Raw genomic sequence first — 23,468 nt, 5'->3', positions numbered from 1 at the left:
TTGACCGGCCAGCCTTCAACAAGGAAGTTCGATGCCGACCCTTTGTCTGCCTCATGTACTGTTTCCGGAGCACAGGATCAGCCAGCAACAGATGATCGAGCATCTGCGGCGGCTGCACGGCGATCAGCCAGGCACGGCGTTGTCCGAGCGCATGATCCGCAACAGCCAGGTGCAACAGCGCCACCTGCTGCTGCCGCTGGATGAACTGCTCCAGCAGTCCGACATTACCCGGCGCAGCATCCTCTATGAGCGCGCTGCTAGAGACATGGCGTGCGCCGCGGCACGTCAGGCACTGGTCAATGCCGACCTGACCCCGAGCGCGATACGGATGGTGATTGTCACTTCCTGTACCGGGTTCATGATGCCGTCCCTGACCGCCCACCTGATCAACGACCTGCGCCTGCCGGCGACGACCGTGCAATTGCCGATTGCCCAGTTGGGCTGTGTGGCCGGCATGGCGGCGATCAACCGGGCTCGGGATTTTGCCGCCCTGGATGTCGACAACCATGTACTGATGGTTTCCCTGGAGTTTTCCTCGCTGTGCTATCAGGCGGGGGACAAGCAATTGCATTCGCTGATCAGCGCGGCGTTGTTCGGCGATGCCGCCGGCGCCTGTGTCTTGCGTGCCGATGACCGAGCGCAGGGGGTCCGGATCACGGCTGGACGCTCGTACCTGTTGCCCGACAGCGAGCATTTCATCAGGTACGAGGTAAAGAACAGCGGCTTTCATTTCGCGCTGGACAAGGCCGTCATGCACTCGATCAAGGACATCGCTCCGGTCCTTGAACGGTTCAACCAGGATCACCAGCGGCAGGGCTGTGCGGACAATGACTTTTTCATTTTTCACACCGGTGGCCGCAAGATCCTTGATGAGCTGGTCATCCACCTCCAGTTACCTGAGGACAGTGTAGGGTTGTCCCGAACCAGCCTGGCCGAGGCTGGAAACGTGGCCAGCGTGGCGGTGTTCGACGTGTTGCGCCGCCAGTTCGAATCGCCCCCCAAGGCCGGTAGCAAAGGCCTGATGGCCGCCTTTGGCCCGGGCTTCAGCGTCGAGATGAGCCTGGGCCAATGGCATGCCTGAGGGGCAGCGAGCGGCGTGGGCGGGCGGGGCATCCAGGCCTCAAGGTGAAGGCTGTTCAGACCTGCCTGGCAGCAAAGGTCTCGCCGACCATGATGATCGACCTGCCTTTTGCAGAGGTGCTGGTGAGGCTGTTAATCACTAACGCCAGGGGACTTGGGTCCCGGAACAGCGCGAAAAACAACTCGAAATACAGGTAGTCGTCAATCAAGGCGGCTGCCACTTCGGGTTGACTCTCCAACAGCTCCTGAAAGGTCGGGTAATTCAGCCGCTCGAGCCCCGGGATGTCTGCAAAGCCTTGCTCAAGGTCGTCTGTCCTGCATTCGCTGATGAAGGTGTCGGCACATTCGAGGAAGTGTTGTGGAAAGTCGCTGTGCTCCAAGATCAGTTCATAGGGTGTTGTATCAAGACTGACGGCTTCTCCGAAGCCGAGGCTGCGGTAGCTGAGGGTACGAGGGTCGATGGGTTTGCCGGCGGATGTGAACTTCATGGGGCAACTCGGCTTTTCTGTGGGCCTCAGGCAACCCGAGGGTTCGGGCCTGTGATTTTCCTGACCTGCCTGGCGCCGGCAAGCGCGGCGGGCAGGATGAGCAGGCAGGAGGTGAAATACCCCCAGTCCATTTGGCTGCCCGCGATGAACTGGGCAGGGAGCAATTGTGATATCAAGAAGCCGAAAACAATCAGGACCAAGATGCTCGAGAGCAGGCTGAAGAGAATCGCGTTGAACATTTTTTCCTTTACGTCCGTGTTGCAGGGCGAGGGGGTTGCCAGGGAGGTCTGGATCCTTGTCGCTGGCGTGGATGACAGGCCATTGATCATGCGCCGAACGGGGGCTGATGCAGAGAATGCTCCGGCGGCTTCGCTGCTTTCAACTTGAAGCAAGGGCCTCGTGTTTGGGCATGAAAAATCGGGCAAACAGCTCGGACTGTGACTTGATGTTCAATTTGCCGTAGATATTGCGACGGTGGACTTTTATCGTTTCTGACGAAAGGGAAAGTTTCCCCGCAATCTCCTTATTGGAGAAACCACTCAGTAACAACCTGAGTACATCACTTTCCCGGGCTGTTATCTGGGTGCCGAGGCGGGTGATGGTTTCCGGCCAGAGAGGGGGCGCGGCGAGGTTCTTTTCCACCTCCGTCTCGAAGCTCATGCGCTGGTGCATTAACGCGCTCACCCAAGGCTTGATGAGATCAAGCATCGTAATCTGCTCTTGATTGAAGCGAACGCTGCTGCCAATGGAAATGCACAAGGTTCTGTCGGCGTCGAGCTGGACGTTGTACTGCGCCTCATCTACGGAAATATACTGCTCGAAATACTGATGGTAGTACTCGGTCTCAATGAAGTACTCAGGCGCAATATCCAGCAGATGAAAGAATCCGCTTTGCGGGTTTTCTCGATTGGCTATGTAAAAAGGATCCAGCAGGTACAGCCCCTTCACGTAGCGATGGATAAAGGCATCGACTTCCTCTGCATCGGCTATCTCCGGAAGACTGACAACTTGTACATGTTGGTTACTGAAGATCAGTACAACCCAGTTATCGATCTGCACATACTCATTCAGGGTGCGAACAAGCGAGCTCCAGAACTCTGGACGGTTCAATTGCATGATCAGTTTTCCAATCGAACGGTGCCAGGCCAGGCTGTGAAGGTCGAGTGGCATCTTCTACCCCTTTAGGGTTAGGGAGTCGTGGGTCTGAGGTAAGTATTCGTAGGTATTTACTATTCGGGAATGCCCCGTATATTCACTGCCAGGATTTGCGATGGCCATGAAGGCACATCGTTTTTTACAAGGATGTTGCATGAGAAATTCACCTTTGCGAACCCTTTTTTCGGTCTCGCTTCTCTGTGCAGGGATAAGCACATCTGTCGCAGCGGCAGGGCCTGGAGTGTATCTGTATAACTGGTTCGGGCTCATTGCTCCCGAGACGCCGAAGGCGTTCGAGCAAGAGACCGGCAACAGGATCCATATGGATGCATTCGACAGCGCCGAAATCATGCAGAGCAAGGTCATGGCCGGGCGCACGGGGTACGACGTGGTGGTGGCCACTTCCAATGTGTTGCCCAGCCTGATCCAGGCGGGAGTGCTGCAGCCGCTGGATCCCGCCCAACTGAGCAATTTGTCCCATATCGACCCTGACATTCTGTCCCAGCTTGCGGTCAATGACCCGGGCAATCGCTATGCCGTGCCGTATCTATGGGGCACCACCGGGATTGGCTATGACATTGATAAGGTCAAGGCGGCACTGGGCGACAAGGCTCCGGTGGACAGTTGGGACCTGATCTTCAAGGAAGAGAACATCAGCAAGCTGAAGTCCTGTGGCGTGGCCATGCTTGATTCTCCCAGCGAGATCATTTCGATTGCCTTGCATTACCTGGGATTGCCCAGCAACAGCAGGAACCCGGAGGACTATCAGAAAGCTCAAGCCCTGCTGTTGAAGATCCGCCCTTACATCCTCTATTTCGACTCGTCGAGGATCGACGCCGACCTGGCGGACGGCAATATCTGTGCGGTGGTGGGGTGGGCCAATGGCGCCCTTGCTGCCCAGGCCATCAATGAGAAGTCCAACACCGGGCGCAGGATTACCTACAGCCTTCCGCGCGAAGGCGCGCTGGTCTGGTCGGAAAACCTGGTGTTGCTGAAGGATGCCCCCCATCCCAAGGCGGGCATGGCGTTCATCAACTACATGTTGCAACCGGAAGTCATTGCCAAAACCTCAAACCACACTCTTTATCCCAACGCCAACAAGGACGCCACCGAGTTTGTCGAGCAGAAGCTGCGGGACAATCCGTGGATTTATCCAGACAGGAATACCCTTGCCACACTGGTGCCTCTTGAGCCGCTGCCATTGAAACTGGAGCGTATCCGCACCCGGGTCTGGACCAAGGTGAAGAGCAGTATTTGATAGCGGCTTGATGGATCACTTGCGGTTTCCAACAGTGTCTTGTTGCAGGCCATGGCCATGGCCATGAACAAGGACGCGGGACAGCAGGTCGAGGCTATCGCTGTGCGGGTTTCAAGATGCCAGTGGGAGGGCGCTCGAAGTGCAGCGTCGCGGGTACTGCATCCTTGAATTCCCGCAAGGGCGTTCCCGGGTACTGAACGAGGTGCTGCCAGCGTTGACGCTTGCCGGCAATGGCTGTTGCGTCGCTGCTGGGGCGAGTGGGCTGCCGAGCCCAGGTTGCAGGTTCTAGTTCCGGACCGGATTGGTCCGGTGTCCTGACATCGCTGTCTGCGACAGCATCCATTCAACATCTATGCAAGAAGAGAACAGCGGATGTTCAGCCCAGCCAATCAGACGCCCTTGAGTTTGACAATCGATGGCTTTGAGCCTGACTTTCAAGTACTGGCCTTCACCGGGGAAGAGGCGATCAACAGGCCTTACTTCTTCAATCTGGAGCTGGTGGGCGAGGAGGCCGGCCTGGATCTCCAGCGCCTGTTCGACACAGAGGCCTTTCTGGCCTTCGGCACTCAGGGTGAAGGCATTCATGGGCGGGTCTATCACATTGCCCAACGCGGCAAGGGGCGCTACAACCTGGCCCTGGTTCCGCACTTGTCCTACTTGCGCCACCGGCTTAACCGCAGGGTCTATCAACAGTACTCAGTGCCGGACATCGTTGCCTTGATACTGGAGGAACACGGGATTCTGGGAGGTGCCTATCGCTTTCATCTACGGGCGACTTACCCCAAGCGTGAGTGCTGTACCCAGTACGACGAAACGGACCTGCACTTTATCCAGCGCCTGTGTGAGGAAGAGGGGATTCACTTTCACTTCCAACACAGCCCCCAGGGCCATGTGCTGGTGTTTGGCGATGAGTTGGCCGCTTTTCCCCGGGGCGCACAAGTCACCGCCAAGAGACAGGGGAACGATAGACCGACCAAGGCGCAACGGGGCCAGCCATGCCATCCGGGCCTGGCGGCGTTTGACCGTGCAGCGCTGGAGCACGGCCACGAGACTTATCTTCACACTGAAGGGCGAGGCGACCAGACCTGGCTGGCCAGCGGCCAGGTTGTGCCGATCTCGGGCACGTTGGGCCAGGAGCGGAACGACCTCTGGCTACTGACGCGGGTCATCCACGAGGGCAAGCAACCCCAGGTGCTGAGGGACAAGACTGCCCTAGGCAGCACTGGCAGCCAGGACGACTTTGATCAGGGGTATCGCAACCGCTTCACCGCCCTACCTTGGGATCGGCCCTATCGTCCGCCTGTGGCTCACCGCAAGCCCCTGGTGCCCAGCACTCAGACCGCAGTGGTCATTGCAGTGGAAGGCGAAGAGGCGCGCCCCGCCCGGGTCAAGGTCAAGTTTCCCTGGGACCGCGAAGGTCGGTTTGATGACAAGAGCAGTTGTTGGCTGGACGCCTCTCACTGGCAGTGTGAGGCGATTCTCCTGGGGCCGGGGACTGAAGTCATGGTCACATTTATCGACAGCGACCCTTGCCGTCCGTGGATCGGCGCCTGCCCGTGCTGCGGCTGAATGCCAAGCGTTCTTGGCGCGCTCTCCAGGGCAGTTGGGCAGCGCCCAGAAGATACTGTTTGGTGGGGCATGCAGGGCAGGGCGCTTGAGCGGCATGACCAGCACAGAAGCGCGGAGATGCTTATCGATGATGGTTACGAACATACCCCGCCCGCGGCGAAGTATGTTCGACTGCCCCGGCTTAGAACTGTGGCTTGTAGGTCACACTGAACATCAAGTTCCGCGGATCACCGAAGTAGTTGTTGCCCGTCACCTGGCTGTAGGAGGGAATGAAGTAATGCTTGTCGAACATATTGTTCAGGTTGACCGCTAGCAGCACCTCATCGCTGGCGTCGTAGGCTATGCGTGAGTTCCAGATGGCAAACCCGGCCTGCTCGAACGCGCGGTCAAAACTGATGGTGCTGCTTTGGGCATTGACCCCGGCGCCAACGCTGACCTTGTTGAAGTCCCCCGGCAAGCGGTAGTCACTCCAGATGCGCAGCATGTGCTTGGGGGTGGAGGTGGCGAATACCTTGCCCTTGAGTTTGGTATCTTCCAGAAACGTGGTGGTGTTGTAGGTGTAGCTGCTGGCCAGTTGCAGGCCCGGTGCGACTTCACCGCTGAGCTCGGCTTCGATGCCCTGGCTGCGGACTTTCCCCGAGGCCGTCGAGCAGTACCAGCCATTGCACGCCTCGTCGCTGTTGATGTCGGTTGTGAGGTCGGTCACGGCACGGTTCTGGTGAATGTAGCGGAACAGCGACAACGCTGTGTTGAGCTGGCCATCCATCAGTTCGCCCTTGATCCCCACTTCGTAGTTCTTGCCTTCGACCGGCATCAGTGCGGACTTTTCCTTGGTCAACTGCACCTGGGGAATGAATACCTCGGCGTAGCTGCCATACACCGACCACTGATCATTGAGTGCATACACCAGGCCCGTGTAGGGCGTGACCTTGCCACTGGTCTTGACCGAGTTCTTCTCACCGCCTTCCTGCAGCTTGCGGGCCGAGTAGTTGTCCTGGTCGAACTTGTAGTCGTACCAGCTGGTGCGTGCGCCGAGAATCAGGGTCAGCGGCTCGGTCAGCTTGACCCGCCAGGAGCCGTAGATGCCTTTTTGCCGCACGTCATAGGTGCTGAGCGCCAGGTTGGCCTGGTCGGCAATGGAGTCATAGCTCGGTTGAGGGCGGTGATGGTCGATGTCGCTGATGTCCGCGCCAGGTGTAAACCTGCGGGCATAGCCGTCGTTCGTGGTGTATTTGGAGTAGTTGGCGCCCAGCACCAGGCTCTGCTTGAACGACAGGGCTTGGAAATCGCCGTTGATGAATAGGTCGAGGCCGCGGCTCTTGCCGTAGAAGTCGGTGGCGAAGTCGGAATAGCTCGGGCCGCTGGTGGTCCCGGGCTGCACGGCACCGGCGATGAACTGATAGGTCGCTGCGTTGGATTCGTTCATCCCGGTCGCCGCGACCTTGAGCTTCCAGTTGTCGTTGAAGTGATGCTCCAGGTCCAGGTACAGCGCCGTCTGGTCGTTCGCCGAACGGTTCCAGGTCGAGCCGGTGTAAGTGGAGCGCGACAGGTCCAGGGCCTTGCCATCGGCGTAACGCGGCAAGGCAATGAAGTACGGACGGCCATGGCTCTTCTTGTTGCTGAAGCCGACTCCCAGCACGGTGTCGTCGCTCAGGTCAAAATCCAGGGCACCGTACAGGGTCTGCTCCCAGTTCCACACGTAATCGGAAAAGGAATGGCCTTTCTCGTAGTTGACCACCGCTCGGCCGCGAACCGTTGCGGCTTCGTTCAGCGGCCCACCCACATCGGCCTGGGAGGCGTAGCGGTCCCAGCTACCGGCCTTGGCGCTCAAGGTCACGGTCGGGACGGCTTGCGGACGCTTGCGCACCATGTTGATCGCGCCGCCGGGGCTGTTGGCCCCCTGCAGCAGAGCGGCCGAGCCGCGCAGTACTTCCATGCGGTCGTAGATCACCATGTTTTCGGTGATGTAGCTGCCCAGGGCATAGACATTGCGCGGCACGGGTACGCCGTCGTACTGCAGGGACTCGATCTCGAAGCCCCGGGCGAACATGAACATGCCCGGCCCCGGCGACTTGACCGAAGCCAGGCCCGGCACCGCTTCCACAGCCTGGGTCAGGGTGCTGATGTTCTGGTCATCCATGGCCTTGCGGGTCAGCACGCTGACCGACTCCGGAATCTCCTTGAGTTTCTGTGTGCTCTTGCCGATGGTCACCGCCCCGGTGGTGTAGGAGCCGCTGTCTTCAGTGGTGGTCCCCAAGCGTTGCGCATTCACCTGGGTGGTTCCCAGCTCCAGGGCCGAGCCGGTGGCTCGAGGTTGTTCCAGCGTCACGCTGTCAGCGTCGATGAACCGGGCCTGCAGCGCCGTGCCGGCCAGCAGCCGGCTCAGGGCTTCGTCCTTGGCAAAGCTGCCGTGCAAGCCGGGGGAGTGCAGGCCTTGGGTCACCTCTGCCGAGACCAGCACCTGGACCCGGGTTGCCGCCGAAAAGGCCGCCAGGGCCGCATCCAGGGATTGCCCCGGAATATCGAAACGGTAGAGCTGAGCCTGCGCCGCGGCGCTGGTCTGCGCCTGGACCGGCAAGCCCACGAGGGCACAGCCCAGGGCCAGCGTTAACAAGGTCGGCACGCCGGGCAGGCGCCGGGCAGCAATCGGATGTCCCATGGATGTTCCCCAATGATCGAAGTCGATGTGGCGGCGCGGCACTACTTGAGAGTGCTTATTGTTTACGCCTCAGTGATCAAGGACGACGCGCCACGGGAAAACCCTGAAACTATTTGAGAATTATTTGCAGGCGCGGCGAAATGCCCCATCAATCGCCACGCAGGACCAGCAGATACGGGGTGTAATGCTCGGCGCGCAAACCCAGGGTGTAGACCAGTGCCTTGAGCACGGCATCCGGTTTGTCGATGTCGAACACACCGGATACCTGCCGATTGCGCAGCTCATCCCCCAGTACCAGGGTGTGGCCCGGCCAGTAGCGGTTCAACTCGGCCACCACCTCGGACAGCGGTTGCTGGCGAAACACCAGTTGGCGCTGGCGCCAGGCCAGACCGACCAGGGGATCGAATCCATGGACCGGGGTCAGGGCCCGGTCCTGATACTCCACGGCACGCCCGGGTTCCAGGTAGACCGGTTCGCCGCTGCCGGCATTGACCTCGACCCGTCCTTCAGCCACCTGCACCCGGGTCTGTTCAGCGCGCCGGGCGACACTGAACTGGGTACCGAGCACTTTCACCCGGCCAGCACCGGACTTGACGACAAAGGGCCGTGTCGGGTCCTTGGTGACCGCGAACCAGGCCTCGCCGCGCAGCAGGCGGATTTGCCGTTCACCATCGCTCATGCGGACCTGTACCGCGCTGTCGGTATTGAGCAGCAGCTCGGAACCGTCGGCGAGCAGCACCCGGCGCTGCTCGCCGGTGCCGGTGGCGTAGTCGGCGCGCAGGCGGTCGAGCCAGGGCGTTTGCACTGCCAGCAGCCCGACCATCAACAGCACCGCAGCAGCGCAAGACCACTGCATCCATTGTCGGGCCGCGGGTTTGCGCCAGCGCGCCTGCTGCTGTTGACGAATGGCCCGCGCGGGGGCGCGCAGGGCGCCAAGCAGCGCCTGGACCTCCTGCCATGCATCCTCCTCGGGCTGCCCTTGAGCCAGCCACAGGGCGAAGGCGTCGAGGTCGCTCGCGCTCACGTCCTCGGCCTGCAGGCGGAAGTACCAGCCCGAAGCCTGAGCAAACAGATCGTCGTCAAGCGACGGCGCAACGGAGTCGGTCATCAGTGATTCCACGGCTACGGGTTCGCGAGTCATGGCCGCGATCCTCGGGAGTCGCCCGCCAGCCGTGCCTGGATATAGGCCCGGCAATCGATCAGCGCGCGACGCAATTGGTATTCGACACTCCGCGGGCTGATGGCCAGACGTTCGGCGATCTCCCGATAGGAATATTCGTCGACATGATAAAGCAGGAAGATCTGCCGGGTGGCCTCGGGCAGGGCGTGAATCGCATCCTGCATCAGGCTTTCGTCCTGATAGGCAGACAGCTGTTCGACCGCCGAGGGGCTGTCGCAGGGCAGTTCTTCGCTGGGCTCGCCGACTTCCAGGCGCTCACGGCGGATGGCCTGGCGCTGATGATCACGCACCAGGTTGCTGGCGATGGTGAAGAGGAAGGCCGGCAGGTTTTCGATCTTTTGGCCGGACTCCAGGCGGGCCAGGCGCAGGAATGATTCCTGTGTCAGGTCGGCGGCCACCTGGGCGCTACCGGTGCGGCGGGTGACGAACGCTTCGAGGGCCTTCTTCTGTTCGGTGAACAGGCGCGCAATCTGCTTATTCCAGGAGGGCACAGCACTACCTTGATCAAGGGGCGTTCGGGAGCGCGCACGCTAGCAGAAGATGCGAGTGATTCGCAATTGATATGTTTTGCGGGGGACGCCGGGGTGGCGCTGTTCAGGGGATGGAGAAGGCGGGGCCCATATGGCAAGAGTCGGGGAGTTACCGGTGATTCCTCAGAGCCTGACGGGCTGGCAAGAGCGCTCTCGACTCGCCGAAGCGCCAATGCTCGGTGCGGGCGGTTTCATCGCTTTCACGGTTCGGCTTGTTGATCGGAGGCGGCAAGCGGCGCGACGCAGCCGCTCCTGGGTTCATGAGAAATGCCTGATCATTCGATTTTACGCGAGAGTCTGATTGTGGCTTTCGTAATCGGCAGTTGTTGATCCGCCGACTTCAATGCCAGAGACAGCCTGGTATTGTCTGAATTGACTTTCATTATGAGGTCGATGTTTGTTTCTTGGCCGAGCTTCTGGAAAATTTCAAACATCTCTTGCTCATCATAAGCGTCAATCCATACGCCATACCTGTTTGCTGCCGCGTCTTGCCAGTAGAAGGCAGTGAACTTGGGGATGGCTCTTTTTTCATATTGATTGTTCAGCAAACTGTCGCCGAAAAGGCTTTCCTGTTCACCATTGAAGGTGTGCATGCCGAAGTCCATCCAGTGACCGCCATCGGGCAACACAACTACCGGCTTCCAAACGTATTTTTCTCGGTATGTGTCATAGACCTCCGCCGCGGGATAGCCTTGGGCTCGTATTTTCTCTCTGATGGCCGGGGTGAAGGTTTTATAAGCCGGGTCGTTCAGCATGCGCTCTGCATAGCCGTCCTTGAACATGTACTGTGCATTGCTGTAGGCGTCCTCTGGCTTGATGATGACGCTCTGCGCACTGAATGCGCCGACTTCCTTTTGATTGCCAGGCCCGGACAGCCAAAGCACGACTCGTCCCTTGGGCGCCAGGCCTACTTTAAAAACGCTGTAGGTGTCTTTCTTGTGGGTGTCCTGGTCGATAAAGCCTTGATCAAAGAGGTGTTCGATTCTCTCTTTGTCCAACGCCCATTTGCCGGTATAGAACTTTTTCTCTACCAGGGAGTACCAGGTGAACTCCAGTTGATACGGGGCTGCTTTTTCCCTGGCCCCCACACTCATGGTCCCGCCACCGTTGCCCCAGCCTGTATTCTGGGTGCCCCAGATCGAGTCAAAGGCGAAGCTATAGTCCTTGGAAACTATCGCGCCGCTATAGACTTCCATCGGGTACTCCTGCGGGGCCGATACCGTTCCCGACCAGTCATAGCCTTCTGCGGTACTTGTGTGCTTGCAACCGAGCAACGAGAAACAGCACAGGATGGAAGTCATTATTGTTTTTTGAGTTTTTGCTCGCATGTGCCGTCACCACTTCCTTGTTGATAGGGGGCTTTATTGGCCGGCATTTTACCTGGCTTCAAGTTGAACGGAGGACTGGCCGTCCAGTACCTTTTACCAAGCACTCACAGGTCGAGAATGCCTGCTTAACCGGTGGCACCAGACCCCGCATCAACTCCCTGGAGACAGATTGCGAGGCGATCATTCATCGTCCCCGTAGTATTTGACGCCAATACGGATGATGTCCCGCCCCTGATCCTTGCGATGGTGGTTGGTGTCGCGCAGGGAATAAATGCAACCACAATACTCCTGCTGATAAAAACGTTCGCGCTTGCTGATTTCGATCATCCGTGCCGAGCCGCCACCCTTGCGCCAGTTGTAGTCCCAATAGCTAATTCCAGGATACTTTTGCGCGCTGCGGATGCCACTGTCGGTGATTTGCTTCATGTCTTTCCAGCGTGAGATACCCAGGGAGCTGGAAATCACACTGAAGCCGTTCTCATAGGCGTAAAGCGCCGTACGCTCGAAGCGCATGTCGAAGCACATGGTGCAGCGCACGCCGCGCTCGGGTTCATGTTCCATGCCTCTGGCACGTTCGAACCAGTTGTCTTTATCGTAATCGGCATCGATAAACGGCACTTTGTGATCTTCGGCAAAACGGATGTTCTCGTCCTTGCGCAACAGGTACTCACGCTCCGGGTGGATGTTCGGGTTGTAGAAGAAGAGGGTGTAGTCGATGCCCGAGGCGCTGATCGCTTCCATCACTTCTCCTGAACAGGGCGCGCAGCAGGAGTGCAACAGCAAGCTGTCCGCGCCATTGGGAAGGCTGAGTTGAGGCCTTTTGATGCCTGTCATGGCGGTGTGTCCCGGGAATAGCAAGCCAAATGAAAAAGCCGAGCACGCGAAAGTGCTCCGGCAGCTTGTAGGCAAAGGCCCCAGGGGGCCTCAAGAGCGGCTCCGATGCCATGAGGCTTCACGGACGGGCAAGACGCTCGATTGATTGCAGTGTCAAAGAGGGGCGCGCCAGTACAGGCTCACACCGCGCCATGGGCGGCGAGGTTGCAGTATTGCCCTTTGAAGTACAGCAATGGCTGCGTAGCAGCGGCTTCTTGCAGGTTCAACGCTTTGACTTCACCAATCACGATCAGGTGATCCCCTGCGGCATGTTCGGCGTGAATTTCGCAATCGAGCCAGTGCAGGCTGCCGGCAATGATCGGGTTCCCCAGCGGTGATTCCTGCCAGTCGACCCCGTGCCACTTGTCCGTGCCTTTGCGTGCGAACTGGTTGGAGATCCGCACCTGTTCACCGGAGAGAATGTTGACTACGAATCGTCCTGCCTGGCGGATTTTGGGATAGCTGGCCGAACTGGACATTACACTGAACGACACCAGCGGTGGGTTCATCGACACGCTATAGAACGACTGGCATGTGAAGCCAATCGGCTCGCCATCAATGTGCGATGTAATCACCGTGATTCCGGAGGCGTAGTGCCCGAGCGCTTGGCGAAAGCTCAATGGCTCGATAGCCGTACTAGGAAGTGACATGGTAGATCCTGAATATTGAGTACCGCTCGAAAATGCCAGGGAAGGCCTGAAGTCGTTCGGTAGTTTTCAATCTACCGCTGTACCTCTTCAGGACACTTCCGGCTTTAGCTGAGTACTAGTTCGAGAGTTCTCTGCGGACGATTTCGGCGCCTGCACTCAATGCCTTCAACTTGCCCCTGGCGACTTGACGAGGCAATGGGGCCATGCCGCAGTTGGTGCAAGGATAGAGTTTGTCGGCATCTACAAACTGCAGGGCTTTTCGCAGGGTAGTGGCCACTTCCTCAGGCGTTTCAATTGCATGGTTTGCCACATCAATGGCCCCTACCATCACTTTTTTACCGCGAATGAGCTCAATGAGATCCATGGGCACATGAGAGTTGTGACATTCCAGCGAGATGATATCGATACTGGATTTTTGCAGCTTGGGGAAAGCCTCTTCATACTGCCGCCACTCTGACCCCAGGGTCTTTTTCCAATCGGTATTGGCCTTGATGCCGTAGCCATAACAAATATGCACGGCCGTTTCACATTTAAGGCCTTCGATTGCCCGCTCCAGGGTGGCCACTCCCCAGTCATTCACCTCGTCAAAGAAGACGTTAAAGGCCGGCTCGTCAAACTGGATGATGTCGACGCCCGCAGCTTCCAACTCCCTGGCTTCTTCATTGAGGATCTTGGCGAATTCCCAGGCGAGCTTTTCGCGACTCTTATAGTGGTTGTCGTACAGCGTATCGATCATGGTCATGGGGCCTGGCAGCGCCCATTTGATGGGTTGTTGGGTTTGCTGACGCAGGAACTTGGCATCTTCGACAAAAACCGGCTTTTGCCGAGCTACAGCCCCCACGACCGTTGGCACACTCGCATCATAGCGATCACGAATCCTGACGGTTTCGCGCTTCTCGAAATCAACCCCGCTCAGGTGCTCGATAAACGTGGTGACAAAGTGTTGGCGCGTTTGTTCACCGTCACTGACGATATCGATGCCTGCTTGTTGTTGCTCTTGCAATGACAAGCGCAGGGCATCCTGCTTGCCCTCGATCAGCTCCTCATCTTGCAGTTTCCAGGGAGACCAGAGTGTCTCGGGTTGTGCAAGCCAAGAGGGTTTAGGCAGGCTGCCAGCAGTTGAAGTGGGCAACAGTTTTTTCATGAAAGATGACCTTGTATTTTTAATGGATCAAAGAGCGTAATTGGCGGACCACTGCTCAAGAACGGCCTGGTAGGGTTTGATGAAGTTTTCTTCAACAAATTTTCCCTGCTCGATAGCCAGGCGACTGCGTTCTTCGCGGTCATAGACAATCAGCGTCAGTGAGTAGTCCTGGTGCTTCAAGCTGGGCTGATAGGACTTTCCTGCCGCTGAGTTCGCATTGTAAATTTCAGGGCGGTAGATCTTCTGGAAGGTGTCCATCGTGCTGATGGTGCTGATCAGTTCAAGGTTGGTGTAATCACCGAGCAAATCGCCGACAAAATAAAAGGCCAAAGGCGCAACGCTGTTCGAAGGCATGAAATAGCGAACCTTCAAGCCCATCTTGTTGAAGTACTCATCAGTCAGAGAGTATTCATCCTGCTGGTATTCCACCCCCAGTACGGGATGTCGGTTTTCAGTCCGATGATAGGTCTTGCTGCTCGAAACACTCAGGCATATGACCGGTGGCTTGTTGAAGTTTTCTTTATAGGCGCTTGAGTTTAAAAAGCATTTGAACAGCTTTGCATGCAGCTCTCCAAAGTTGTCCGGAGTGCTGAAGTTTGCCTGGTCCTTGTTGTGCCCCAACAACACTACGCTAAAGTCGTAGTCTCGCACGTAAGAGGAAAAGTTGTTTCCTGCAATGCCCTCAATACGCTCGTCAGTCCTGCGATCTATGATGTTGGTTTTCAAGATTTCAATCAGCGGGATGGCATTGCCATTCTTTTCACCCTCAATGTCCATCTCCACGGAAATGATTTCAAGCTCGACTGCATAACGGTCGCCCTTGGGGTTGTCCCAGTGCGCCAAGGCGTTGAAACGGTTGTCAATCATTCTCAAGGTCTTGCGCAAGTTCTCTTGGCGACTCTTGCCACGGGCCAGGTTGGCAAAGTTGGTGGTGATGCGGGTGTTTTCCGATGGGTGATAGTTTTCGTCGAAAGAAGTGCTTTTAATGGCGAATGTAAAGTCTTTGTTCATTGTGACTTGGCACCCTGGTAGTTTGAGGCGAAATCGGAATTTGTTAGTTGCACCTTTCAGTGTGTTCAAATTCTCTTGTCTGATTTCTGCTCAATGGTATTTAATAATCTGTAATTGAGATGTATTTTATGTCGGGCCATGGATTGAGTGAAAATGAATTGATTTCACTGAATCTTTAGCCGTGTTCATGATGGCTGCAAGGTTGTTTGCGCAAGTTTCTGTCTTGCAGCATTTACTGGGTGATATTGGCTTTTGTGGCGGCCGTTTCATTTGAGGGCGGATAACCCAGCACCTTGAAATCCAGTGGGCCGTTGAACTTTGAGGGGCTCTGCTGCCAACACCGATTGGCGGCTGGCGCAACAGCGCAAGCCACACGCCAGAGTCGATTGCGCATCGCCCGGGTCGCGCCTTTTTCATTCTTATCAATGTGAACGAGCTGTTTTCCGTGAGTACCCGCATGCCGCTGAAGGAGGGCGCTCGGGTTGCGCGGGTACCGACCCTGCTCTGTCTCGCCTGCAATCCTGCCTAAGCCGATGACGGCCTTCTGCAACACCTCCTCAACTCGCCACTTCCTGCGCCATCCCCAGCCCCTCTCACTTTGTGAATGAAGCTTTTATGACAAAAGTTCGGTAGCACATCGCCACGCACGTCTTGGCTATGTAACGCGCTTGAGGGGGCCGCAAGGCCACTTTTTTAAGCCGAGGCGGGACGCCGGGAGTGAGGCTATGGGGACTATGGAACGCTACTCGAAAGTGGGCATGCAGGAGCTGGATCAGCGACTGTCGAAGATCGTGGAGGCCGCGCGCAAGAAGCCGGTGTCGGTCTATCGCTACGGTGCGCCGTGGGTCTGGATCGTGTCCCAGGATGACTGGCAGGGCGCCTTGAAGGAAGTGTCGAGCTATATCCCGCCAGGGCATTCGCTGGTGCTGCTGCGCCCGCAGATCGATGACTTGCTGGATCAGCACCGTCCGCTGTTCCAGGCCCTCGACGCCGAGCCGGGGATGCTGATCGCGCCGCGCACGGTGATGCACATTCTGTTGCTGCAGTTGCTGTATTCGGTGCCCAGCGAGCAGCAGTTGTACGAGCAGCTCAGCTACAACCTGCTGTTCCGCTGGTTCGTCGGCCTGGACCTGAATCAGAAGGTCTGGAGCTTCAACGTCTTGAGCCGCGACATCGCCACGCTGTTGAACAACCCGCGAGCGGTGCAGTTGATCCAGAAAATCATCGGTGAAGTGTTCTGCGGCGCCTTGCTGCAAATGCCGGAGTTCTCCCTGAACTTCGCGTTGCTGCACACCTGGCTGGCCCGCCACGAAACCACCTCGACAGCCAGTAATTGAGTCGGCCAAACGCCGTGCAATCGGCGACGGCCAGGGGCGCCTGGGCGCCAATCTTCGGACATCTAGGGGGCGGTGTGGAGCATCTGTTGAAATCAGGACGGCCGGGCAGTAGTGGGCGTTGGTGGCCGTTGTGCGGCTGGCTGACCCTGCTGGCGCTGGTGCCGGCGGTGCAGGCCGAGGAGGGCGAGCCGGTTCCGGCACAGGCCGCTCAGGAGGCGGCGCCGGCGCGGCTGGTGGACGTCAATGAGTACTTCGTGCGCGGCAATACCGTACTCGATGCCCGGGCCATCGAGGAGGCGGTGTATCCGTTTCTCGGGCCGCAGAAGGCCTTGAGCGATATCGAGGGCGCCCGGGATGCCTTGCAGAAGGCCTATCAGGCCAAGGGTTACCAGTCGGTGTTCGTCGAGCTGCCGGAGCAGAAGGTCGAGGACGGCATCGTCTATCTGCAGGTCAGTGAAACCAAGGTCGGCCGGGTGCGGGTGGTCGGGGCCAAGCACTATTCGCCGGTGGATATCCGCGAGCAGGTGCCGGCGCTGAAGGAGGGCCAGGTGCCGGATTTTGCCACGGTGCAGAACCAGCTGTCCGGGCTCAACCGTGGCGCCGGGCGCCAGGTCATGCCGGTGGTGCGCGAGGGCCAGCGCCCGGGGACCATGGACGTCGACCTGCAGGTGGAGGACCAGAACCCCTGGCACGCCAGCGTCGGCCTGAACAACGACTACAGCGCCGACACCGAGAAGCTGCGCAGCGTGGCCACTGTGGGTTACGACAACCTCTGGCAACTGGGCCACAGCGTGTCCCTGACCTTTTTCACCGCCCCCCAGGACACCGATAACGCCAAGGTCTGGTCCGGTTCCTACACCGCACCGCTGAACGAGCGCTGGAGCCTGCAGTTCTCCGGTTATCAGTCGGACAGCAATATCGCCACCATCGGCGGCAGCAACGTGCTGGGCAAGGGCCATTCCTATGGGGTGTCGGCGATCTACAGCCTGCCCACCGCAGGCCAGTGGGCCAACTCGCTGTCGGTGGGGGTGGACTTCAAGGACTTCGACGAAGAGATGCGCTTTGGCCGCAGCAGCGACCAGATTCCGCTGAAGTACGCGCCGCTGACCTTCGGCTACAACGGCTACCGCTACAGCGAGCAGTCGCAGCTGGGCCTGGGCTTGAACCTGGTCATCGGCACCCGGCGCTCCTTCGGCTACGGCAGCGACGCCAAGGAGTTCCAGTACAAGCGCGACGAAGCCAGCGCCAGTTTTTCGGTGCTCAAGGGCGATCTGAACTTCACCTACACCTTCGCCAATGACTGGCAGTCGGCGACCAAGGGCGCGTTCCAGCTGGCCTCGGGGCCCCTGGTGTCCAACGAGCAGTATTCCGCCGGTGGCGCCACGTCGGTGCGCGGCTACCTGGCCGCCGAGCGCACCGGCGACGAGGGCTACCTGCTGTCCCAGGAGCTGCGCACGCCGTCCCTGGCCAAGTTCCTGGGCAGTTATGTGCAGGAGTGGCGCTTCTACGCCTTTGCCGAGGGCGCGCGGATGCGCCTGCACGAACCCCTGGTGGAGCAGGAAGACGAGTACAGCCTGGCCAGCGTTGGCCTGGGCACCCGCGCCAGTTTGAGCAAGTGGCTGTCCGGCAGCCTGGACTGGGGCTATCCGCTGCTGGACGGACCCAATACCCAGAAATACGACCCGCGCGTGCACTTCAGTGTGCAGGCGACGTTCTGACGCCTTCTTACGGAGAACCCTTCACATGCAACGCTTATTCCTGAGCCTGTTGATCTGCCTGGGCTTCGTGCTCCCGGCCACGGCCCATGCCTGGTGGCAGGACGACTGGCACTACCGCAAGCAGATCTCGGTAGACACCACGCCCCAGGGCGCCGGCATCAACGAGAACCTGGGCCGCACCGCGCTGCTGGTGCGGCTGCACACCGGCAACTTCACCTTCGACGGGGTCAAGGAAGACGGCGCCGACCTGCGCTTTGTCGCCGCCGATGACAAGACCGTGCTCAACCATCAGATCGAAAGCTTCGATCCGCTGATGGGCATGGCGCTGATCTGGGTCGATGTGCCCCAGGTCCAGGGCGGCCAGCGCCAGGACATCTGGATGTACTACGGCAACCAGAAGGCGCCGAGCACCGCCAATGGCCAGTTGACCTTCGACCCCAGCTACACCGCGATCTATCACTTCGACGGCAGTAACGGAACCCCAGCGAAAGACACCACCGCCTATGGCAACACCGCACAGAACGCAGTGGGTGCCAGCATCGACGGGGTGATCGGCCGCGCCTTGCAGTTCAGCGGCCAGCCGTTGCTGTTGCCGGCCAGCCCGTCGCTGCAGCACAACGCCGGTGGCGCGTTCACCTTCAGCGCCTGGGTGCGCCTGGACCAGGCCAATGGCGAGCAACTGATCCTGGCCCGTCGCGAAGGCGCCGGCAGCCTGCTGGTCGGGGTCAACCAGGGCATGCCTTTCGTTGAAGTGGACGGCCAGCGCGCGGTGTCCACCCAGCCGTTGAACCCGGGCCAGTGGCAGCACCTGGCCCTGAGCGGCGAGGGCAGCAAGCTCGGCCTGTACGTCAACGGCCGGGAAACCGCGAGCCTGGCCCAAGCCATCCCGACCTTCAATTCAGTGCTGGCGCTGGGGGCCGACCTGCCGCCGGCGGCCGGGGCCGAGGCCAGTCATTTCCTGCCGTTCACCGGGGCCATGGACGAGGTGCGCCTGTCCAAGGTGGCGCGTACGGCAGCATTGATCCTGGCGGATGCCAGCGCACAGGGCGCCGAATCGAAGCTGGTGGCCTACGGCGTCGATGAGGAACAGTCGGGCTTCGGTTTCGGCAGCCTGGGCTTCCTGCTCAAGGCGGTGCCGGTGGATGCCTGGGTGATCATCCTGGTACTGGTGGGGATGATGATCCAGTCGTGGGTCATCATGCTGCGCAAGAACCGCATGGTCAGCCGGGTCAGCGCCGCCAACCAGGTGTTTCGCGAGCAGTTCGCCAAGGTCGGCACGCGCCTGGAGATGTTCGCCGACGACCACGACCTGGCCCAGCGCCTGGTGGACTCCTCGCTGTGGCGCCTGTACCAGGTGGCGGTCAAGGAGATCCGCACCCGCCGCGAGCAGGGCGCCGATACCTCGTCGGTGTCGGCGGCCACCATCGAAGCCATCCGCTGCTCCATGGACGGGGTGCGCACCCGGGAAAACCAGCAGCTCAGTTCCAAGCTCTCGACCCTGTCCAACGCCATTGCCGGCGGCCCCTACATCGGCCTGTTGGGCACGGTACTGGGGATCATGGTGGTGTTCCTCGGCACCGCCATGGCCGGTGACGTCAACATCAACGCCATTGCACCGGGCATGGCCGCGGCCCTGCTGGCCACCGCCATGGGCCTGTTCGTGGCGATCCCGGCGCTGTTTGGCTACAACCGCCTGATCACCCGCAACAAGGAAGTGGGTGCCGACATGCGGGTGTTCGTCGACGAGTTCATCACCCGCCTGGCAGAGCTGCATGGCGAGAGCCAGCACAGCGAAGCCGCGCACTGGCGGGTGGCCCACAGCAACGCGTCGGTTCCGGCCTGAGGAGAACTGCCATGGCTTCCGTGAATGCCTCCCACGATGACGAAGACGACGCAGCGGTGGACAGCATCAACATCACGCCCCTGGTGGACGTGCTGATGGTGGTGCTGGTGATGTTCATCCTCACCGCCACCGCCCAGGTCTCGGGCATCCAGATCCACCTGCCCAAGGCCAGTGCCTCGGTGTCGCTGTCCGAGGCCAAGACCAAGGCGATCTCGGTCAATGACGGCGGCCAGGTGTTCCTCGACGCCTACCCGGTGACCCTGGGCGAGCTGGAAGAGCGCCTGCGCATCGAGAAGGCGCAGAACCCGGATTTCCCGATCATCGTCCGCGGCGACGCCACGGTGCAGTACCAGAAGGTCATCGAAGTCCTCGACCTGCTGCGTCGCCTGGAGTTGTCCCAGGTCGGCCTGGTCACCGGCAAACCGAGCCAGGGCTGAGCCATGACCGCACAACCACCAATCCAGCCACCGCCGGTGCAGCGCAAGCCCGCCCCCCTGCGCCTGTTGAAATGGGGCGCCGGGCTGCTGCTCGGGGCCGTGGCCGCCTGGCTGCTGTGGCAGTGGGCCAATGACATGGCCGGGGTGCGCCGCGAAGCGCCGAAGGTGCCGACCATCATCCCGTTGCCGCCACCACCACCGCCTCCGCCGCCACCGCCGGAAAAACCCAAGGAGCCTGAACCGGTGGAGGAAAAGGTGCCCGAGCCCGAACCCACGCCGACCCCGGAAGAGGTCAAGCCCGAGGAGGAGGCGCCGCCTTCGCCGGCGGACGACCTGGCCAACCCGATGCAGATCGACGGCGACGCCCAGTCCGGCAATGACGCCTTCAACATCGGCGCCGGCAAGGGCGGCGGCATGGCCGGTTCCGGCGGTGGCGGCCTGGGCACCGGGACCTACAAGCAGTACCTGGCCTCGATGTTCCAGAAGGTCCTGCGTGATGACCCGGAACTGCGCAAGAAGGCCTATGCGGTGCAGGCCGACCTGTGGCTCGGCGCCGATGGCCAGGTCACCCGTGCCGAGCTGGTGAAGTCCAGCGGCGACGCGCAGACCGATGAACAGGTGCTGGCTGCCTTGCGTGCCACGCCGCGCTTGAAGGAGCGCGTCCCGGCTTCCCTGACCCTGCCGGTGCGCCTGTCCCTGAAGGGCCGGCGTCCGGATTGATCGAACCCCTTTTGCAGTTTCTACAGGAGTTGTGTGCAGATGATTTCCACCGTGAATCGATTGACCCTGGCGCTCGGCATGGTCGCCCTGACCCTGGCCGGACAGGCCGTGGCCGCTGCGGCCGCGCCCTCGGAGAACGCCACGATCAACCTGATCCGTCTGTTGGTGCAGCAGGGGGTACTGAAGCAGGAGCAGGCCGACGGCCTGATCGCCCAGGCCGAGAAGGAAGCCCAGCAGGCCCGCCAGGCCAGCGCCGCAGTTGCCGTGGCAGCCAGCGGGCCCGCCGCGGCACCGGGGGATGTGCGGGTGCAGTACGTGCCGGCGATTGTCCGCGAGCAGATTCGCGACCAGGTCAAGGCCGAGGTCATGGCCACCGCCAAGCAGGAGAACTGGGCCCAGCCCAACACCTTCCCGGACTGGGTGTCGCGCATCAGCTTCGACGGCGATATCCGCCTGCGCAGCGAATCGCGGTTCTTCGACGACAACAACAGCAACGAGCTGGTGGACTACGCCAAGCTCAATGACAACGGCCCCTACGACGTCAACAAGGACACCAACACCCGCCTGCCGCCGCTGCTCAACAGCCGGGAAGACCGCGACAACCTGTTCCGCCTGCGGGCGCGCCTGGGGATGAAGGCAGTGATCACCCCGGAGTGGACCGCGGGTATCCGCATCGGCACTGGCTCGGACAACAACCCGGTGTCCACCACCCAGACCCTGGGCGGCGGGTTCGGCAAGAAGGACATCTGGCTCGACCAGGGCTACCTGACCTGGAAGGCCACCCCGGACCTGACCCTGACCGGCGGGCGCTTCGCCAACCCGTTCTATTCCACCGACATGATGTATTCCAACGACCTGAACTTCGACGGTGTGGCGGCCATCTTCAACCACAAGCTCAACAGCGACTGGGGCCTGTTCGGCACCCTCGGCGCGTTCCCCGTGGAATACACCAGCGACACCGCCAGCAGCAACGGCTGGGACAAGGAAGAGAGCGACACCAAGTGGCTGTTCGGCGGGCAGATCGGCGCCAACTGGAAGATCAACCGCAGCAACAGCCTCAAGGGCGCCCTGGCCTACTACCGCTTCGACGACATCGAAGGCCAGCGCTCGAGCCCCTGCGCACCCTGGGCCGGGGCCCCGGGCTGCGACACCGACGGCTCGCGGGTGGCCTTCATGCAGAAGGGCAACAGCGTGTTCCTGCTGCGCAACATCACCCCCAATCCGGCCACGCCGGGCCTGACCCCGCAGCCGCAGTTCGTCGGCCTGGCCTCCAAGTTCGATGTGCTGGACCTGAACCTGGCCTGGGACACCGAATTGCCGGATGACCTGCGCCTGCGCAGCCAGACCAACTTCATTCACAACCTGGCCTACGACAAGGGCGAGATGCTCAAGCGCAGCGAGGGCCAGATCGTCAACAACATCAACCGCGACGGCCAGTTTGAAAGTGGCGGCAATGCGTTGATGGTGCAGTTCACCCTGGGCAACGCCCTGGAGATGAAGAAGGCCGGCGACTGGAACCTGCTGGCCGGCTACAAGTACATCCAGCCCGATGCCTTGCCGGACGGCTTCAACGACTCCTCGTTCCACCTCGGCGGGACCAACGCCAAGGGCTATTTCATCGGCGGCAACTACGGCATCGACAAGAACATCTACGCCAGCGCTCGCTACCTCAATGGCTCGGAAGTCTATGGCCCGCGCTACGAGGTCGACGTCATGCAGCTTGAACTCAACACGCGCTTCTAAGCGCAGGGAGGATCGTTATGAACAGCCGAGCGAGGGCAGGGGCCGCAGGCCTGTTGCTGGTCTGGGGGGCGCTGGCCGCAGGGCCTGCCGCGGCCGAAGGCATGGAAGAGCGCCTGCGTACCCAGCTGCGCAGCACCACCCAGCAATTGCAGGCCCTGCAGAGCGAGCAGGCCCAGGCCAGCGCCGCACGGGATGCGGCACAGAGCGCGGCCAAGGACGCCCAGGCCCAGGTCAAGCAGCTTAGCGCCGAGCTGGCCAAGGCCCGCGGCGTGGCCGAGCAGTTGGCTGGCCAGCAGCAGACCCTCCACAGCCAGGCCCAGGCCCAGGCGGCGGCCAGCAGTGAACAGTTGGGCAAGTTCAAGAAGGCCTACGACGATTTGCTGGTACTGGCCCGGGGCAAGGAGGCCGAACGGGCCAGGTTGCAGGCGCAATTGGCCGAACGTGACACACAAGTGCAGCAATGTGCGGTCAAGAATCAACAGATGTACGGCATCGCCAAGGAGATCCTCACGGCCTACGAGAAGATCGACGTGGCCGAGGTGGTGAAGATCCGCCAGCCGTTCGCCGGCAGCGCCCGGGTCAAGTTCGAAGAGCTGGCTCAGGGTTTTGGCGATGAGCTCTACACTAACCAGTTCGATGCGCCGAAGGCGGCGCTCGCTCACTGAACAACAGGGAAGAATCAGCCATGACTCAAGGCACTCTGATCAACAGCGTTTCCATCGACAGCCTCACCGACCTGCTGCAA

21 protein-coding genes are annotated in these 23,468 nt (G+C 60.2%); 10 read left to right on the top strand and 11 right to left on the bottom strand.

The annotated features are described in order from the left end of the window. Positions 1–31: 31 nt before the first annotated feature. The gene (locus U873_RS0130575; RefSeq protein ID WP_025131870.1) at positions 32–1,081 is read left to right on the top strand and encodes a type III polyketide synthase; all 1,050 of its coding nucleotides are present in this window, start codon (positions 32–34) and stop codon (positions 1,079–1,081) included. Positions 1,082–1,136: 55 nt separating this feature from the next. Here U873_RS0130575 and U873_RS0130570 read toward each other — a convergent pair whose 3' ends face one another. The 3 genes from U873_RS0130570 to U873_RS0130560 all read right to left on the bottom strand — a co-directional run bounded on the left by U873_RS0130570 (position 1,137) and on the right by U873_RS0130560 (position 2,738). Further along, entirely contained in the window at positions 1,137–1,568 is a 432-nt protein-coding gene (locus U873_RS0130570) for a hypothetical protein (protein WP_025131869.1), read from the bottom strand. 26 nt (positions 1,569–1,594) lie between these two features. After that, the gene (locus U873_RS0130565; protein ID WP_025131868.1) at positions 1,595–1,807 is read right to left on the bottom strand and encodes a hypothetical protein; all 213 of its coding nucleotides are present in this window, start codon (positions 1,805–1,807) and stop codon (positions 1,595–1,597) included. A 139-nt stretch (positions 1,808–1,946) separates the two neighbouring features. Next, a complete protein-coding gene (locus U873_RS0130560) occupies positions 1,947–2,738 on the bottom strand; it encodes a LuxR C-terminal-related transcriptional regulator (RefSeq protein WP_025131867.1) in 792 nt (263 codons plus the stop codon). Between the two features lie 139 nt (positions 2,739–2,877). On the opposite strand from U873_RS0130560, the gene U873_RS0130555 reads away from it, so the two are divergent. Beyond that, positions 2,878–3,981: a polyamine ABC transporter substrate-binding protein gene (locus U873_RS0130555; RefSeq protein WP_025131866.1), complete on the top strand. Its 1,104-nt coding sequence runs from the start codon at positions 2,878–2,880 to the stop codon at positions 3,979–3,981. A 372-nt stretch (positions 3,982–4,353) separates the two neighbouring features. Further along, the gene (locus U873_RS0130550; RefSeq protein WP_025131865.1) at positions 4,354–5,550 is read left to right on the top strand and encodes a contractile injection system protein, VgrG/Pvc8 family; all 1,197 of its coding nucleotides are present in this window, start codon (positions 4,354–4,356) and stop codon (positions 5,548–5,550) included. Between the two features lie 181 nt (positions 5,551–5,731). Here U873_RS0130550 and U873_RS0130545 read toward each other — a convergent pair whose 3' ends face one another. The 8 genes from U873_RS0130545 to U873_RS0130505 all read right to left on the bottom strand — a co-directional run bounded on the left by U873_RS0130545 (position 5,732) and on the right by U873_RS0130505 (position 14,925). Next, on the bottom strand, positions 5,732–8,209 hold the full coding sequence (locus tag U873_RS0130545) for a TonB-dependent siderophore receptor (RefSeq protein ID WP_025131864.1): 2,478 nt from the start codon (positions 8,207–8,209) through the stop codon (positions 5,732–5,734). A 148-nt stretch (positions 8,210–8,357) separates the two neighbouring features. Continuing rightward, complete coding sequence (locus U873_RS0130535) at positions 8,358–9,317, bottom strand: FecR family protein (protein ID WP_029978777.1); 960 nt, start codon at positions 9,315–9,317, stop codon at positions 8,358–8,360. A gap of 29 nt (positions 9,318–9,346) precedes the next feature. Continuing rightward, complete coding sequence (locus U873_RS0130530) at positions 9,347–9,880, bottom strand: RNA polymerase sigma factor (protein ID WP_025131862.1); 534 nt, start codon at positions 9,878–9,880, stop codon at positions 9,347–9,349. 314 nt (positions 9,881–10,194) lie between these two features. After that, positions 10,195–11,220, bottom strand: coding sequence for a DUF2931 family protein (locus U873_RS0130525; protein WP_157838131.1), 1,026 nt, complete (start codon positions 11,218–11,220; stop codon positions 10,195–10,197). Between the two features lie 207 nt (positions 11,221–11,427). Then, the gene (locus U873_RS0130520; protein ID WP_025131860.1) at positions 11,428–12,081 is read right to left on the bottom strand and encodes an epoxyqueuosine reductase QueH; all 654 of its coding nucleotides are present in this window, start codon (positions 12,079–12,081) and stop codon (positions 11,428–11,430) included. Positions 12,082–12,260: 179 nt separating this feature from the next. Beyond that, the gene (locus U873_RS0130515) at positions 12,261–12,770 is read right to left on the bottom strand and encodes a flavin reductase family protein (RefSeq protein WP_025131859.1); all 510 of its coding nucleotides are present in this window, start codon (positions 12,768–12,770) and stop codon (positions 12,261–12,263) included. A 115-nt stretch (positions 12,771–12,885) separates the two neighbouring features. Continuing rightward, positions 12,886–13,914, bottom strand: a complete 1,029-nt coding sequence (locus tag U873_RS0130510) for a methionine synthase (protein ID WP_025131858.1) — start codon at positions 13,912–13,914, stop codon at positions 12,886–12,888. A gap of 27 nt (positions 13,915–13,941) precedes the next feature. Then, on the bottom strand, positions 13,942–14,925 hold the full coding sequence (locus tag U873_RS0130505) for a DUF1852 domain-containing protein (RefSeq protein WP_025131857.1): 984 nt from the start codon (positions 14,923–14,925) through the stop codon (positions 13,942–13,944). A gap of 725 nt (positions 14,926–15,650) precedes the next feature. Here U873_RS0130505 and U873_RS0130500 point away from each other — a divergent pair. The 7 genes from U873_RS0130500 to U873_RS0130470 all read left to right on the top strand — a co-directional run bounded on the left by U873_RS0130500 (position 15,651) and on the right by U873_RS0130470 (position 23,388). Next, the gene (locus U873_RS0130500) at positions 15,651–16,262 is read left to right on the top strand and encodes a transposase (RefSeq protein WP_177330334.1); all 612 of its coding nucleotides are present in this window, start codon (positions 15,651–15,653) and stop codon (positions 16,260–16,262) included. Between the two features lie 74 nt (positions 16,263–16,336). Next, positions 16,337–17,980: a ShlB/FhaC/HecB family hemolysin secretion/activation protein gene (locus U873_RS0130495; RefSeq protein WP_371261372.1), complete on the top strand. Its 1,644-nt coding sequence runs from the start codon at positions 16,337–16,339 to the stop codon at positions 17,978–17,980. Between the two features lie 25 nt (positions 17,981–18,005). Further along, positions 18,006–19,823 (top strand): DUF2341 domain-containing protein, encoded by a 1,818-nt coding sequence (locus U873_RS0130490; protein ID WP_025131854.1) that lies wholly within the window; start codon positions 18,006–18,008, stop codon positions 19,821–19,823. Between the two features lie 11 nt (positions 19,824–19,834). After that, positions 19,835–20,260, top strand: a complete 426-nt coding sequence (locus U873_RS0130485) for a biopolymer transporter ExbD (protein ID WP_011061113.1) — start codon at positions 19,835–19,837, stop codon at positions 20,258–20,260. 3 nt (positions 20,261–20,263) lie between these two features. Next, entirely contained in the window at positions 20,264–20,980 is a 717-nt protein-coding gene (locus U873_RS0130480; protein ID WP_025131853.1) for an energy transducer TonB, read from the top strand. Between the two features lie 39 nt (positions 20,981–21,019). Further along, the gene (locus tag U873_RS0130475; protein WP_025131852.1) at positions 21,020–22,723 is read left to right on the top strand and encodes a putative porin; all 1,704 of its coding nucleotides are present in this window, start codon (positions 21,020–21,022) and stop codon (positions 22,721–22,723) included. 17 nt (positions 22,724–22,740) lie between these two features. After that, positions 22,741–23,388: a hypothetical protein gene (locus U873_RS0130470; RefSeq protein ID WP_025131851.1), complete on the top strand. Its 648-nt coding sequence runs from the start codon at positions 22,741–22,743 to the stop codon at positions 23,386–23,388. Positions 23,389–23,468 lie beyond the last annotated feature (80 nt).

The sequence above is a fragment of the Pseudomonas sp. PH1b genome, assembly GCF_000633395.1.
Classification (GTDB): Bacteria; Pseudomonadota; Gammaproteobacteria; order Pseudomonadales; family Pseudomonadaceae; genus Aquipseudomonas.
Note: the sequence above shows the minus strand (reverse complement) of the source record. Positions and strands in the feature narration are given on the sequence as shown.

Coding starts and splice junctions, on each gene's coding strand:
- U873_RS0130575 (WP_025131870.1), top strand. CDS start 32: ATGCCGACCCTTTGTCTGCCTCATGTACTGTTTCCGGAGCACAGGATC.
- U873_RS0130570 (WP_025131869.1), bottom strand. CDS start 1,568: ATGAAGTTCACATCCGCCGGCAAACCCATCGACCCTCGTACCCTCAGC.
- U873_RS0130565 (WP_025131868.1), bottom strand. CDS start 1,807: ATGTTCAACGCGATTCTCTTCAGCCTGCTCTCGAGCATCTTGGTCCTG.
- U873_RS0130560 (WP_025131867.1), bottom strand. CDS start 2,738: ATGCCACTCGACCTTCACAGCCTGGCCTGGCACCGTTCGATTGGAAAA.
- U873_RS0130555 (WP_025131866.1), top strand. CDS start 2,878: ATGAGAAATTCACCTTTGCGAACCCTTTTTTCGGTCTCGCTTCTCTGT.
- U873_RS0130550 (WP_025131865.1), top strand. CDS start 4,354: ATGTTCAGCCCAGCCAATCAGACGCCCTTGAGTTTGACAATCGATGGC.
- U873_RS0130545 (WP_025131864.1), bottom strand. CDS start 8,209: ATGGGACATCCGATTGCTGCCCGGCGCCTGCCCGGCGTGCCGACCTTG.
- U873_RS0130535 (WP_029978777.1), bottom strand. CDS start 9,317: ATGACCGACTCCGTTGCGCCGTCGCTTGACGACGATCTGTTTGCTCAG.
- U873_RS0130525 (WP_157838131.1), bottom strand. CDS start 11,220: ATGACTTCCATCCTGTGCTGTTTCTCGTTGCTCGGTTGCAAGCACACA.
- U873_RS0130520 (WP_025131860.1), bottom strand. CDS start 12,081: ATGACAGGCATCAAAAGGCCTCAACTCAGCCTTCCCAATGGCGCGGAC.
- U873_RS0130515 (WP_025131859.1), bottom strand. CDS start 12,770: ATGTCACTTCCTAGTACGGCTATCGAGCCATTGAGCTTTCGCCAAGCG.
- U873_RS0130510 (WP_025131858.1), bottom strand. CDS start 13,914: ATGAAAAAACTGTTGCCCACTTCAACTGCTGGCAGCCTGCCTAAACCC.
- U873_RS0130505 (WP_025131857.1), bottom strand. CDS start 14,925: ATGAACAAAGACTTTACATTCGCCATTAAAAGCACTTCTTTCGACGAA.
- U873_RS0130500 (WP_177330334.1), top strand. CDS start 15,651: ATGGGGACTATGGAACGCTACTCGAAAGTGGGCATGCAGGAGCTGGAT.
- U873_RS0130490 (WP_025131854.1), top strand. CDS start 18,006: ATGCAACGCTTATTCCTGAGCCTGTTGATCTGCCTGGGCTTCGTGCTC.
- U873_RS0130485 (WP_011061113.1), top strand. CDS start 19,835: ATGGCTTCCGTGAATGCCTCCCACGATGACGAAGACGACGCAGCGGTG.
- U873_RS0130480 (WP_025131853.1), top strand. CDS start 20,264: ATGACCGCACAACCACCAATCCAGCCACCGCCGGTGCAGCGCAAGCCC.
- U873_RS0130475 (WP_025131852.1), top strand. CDS start 21,020: ATGATTTCCACCGTGAATCGATTGACCCTGGCGCTCGGCATGGTCGCC.
- U873_RS0130470 (WP_025131851.1), top strand. CDS start 22,741: ATGAACAGCCGAGCGAGGGCAGGGGCCGCAGGCCTGTTGCTGGTCTGG.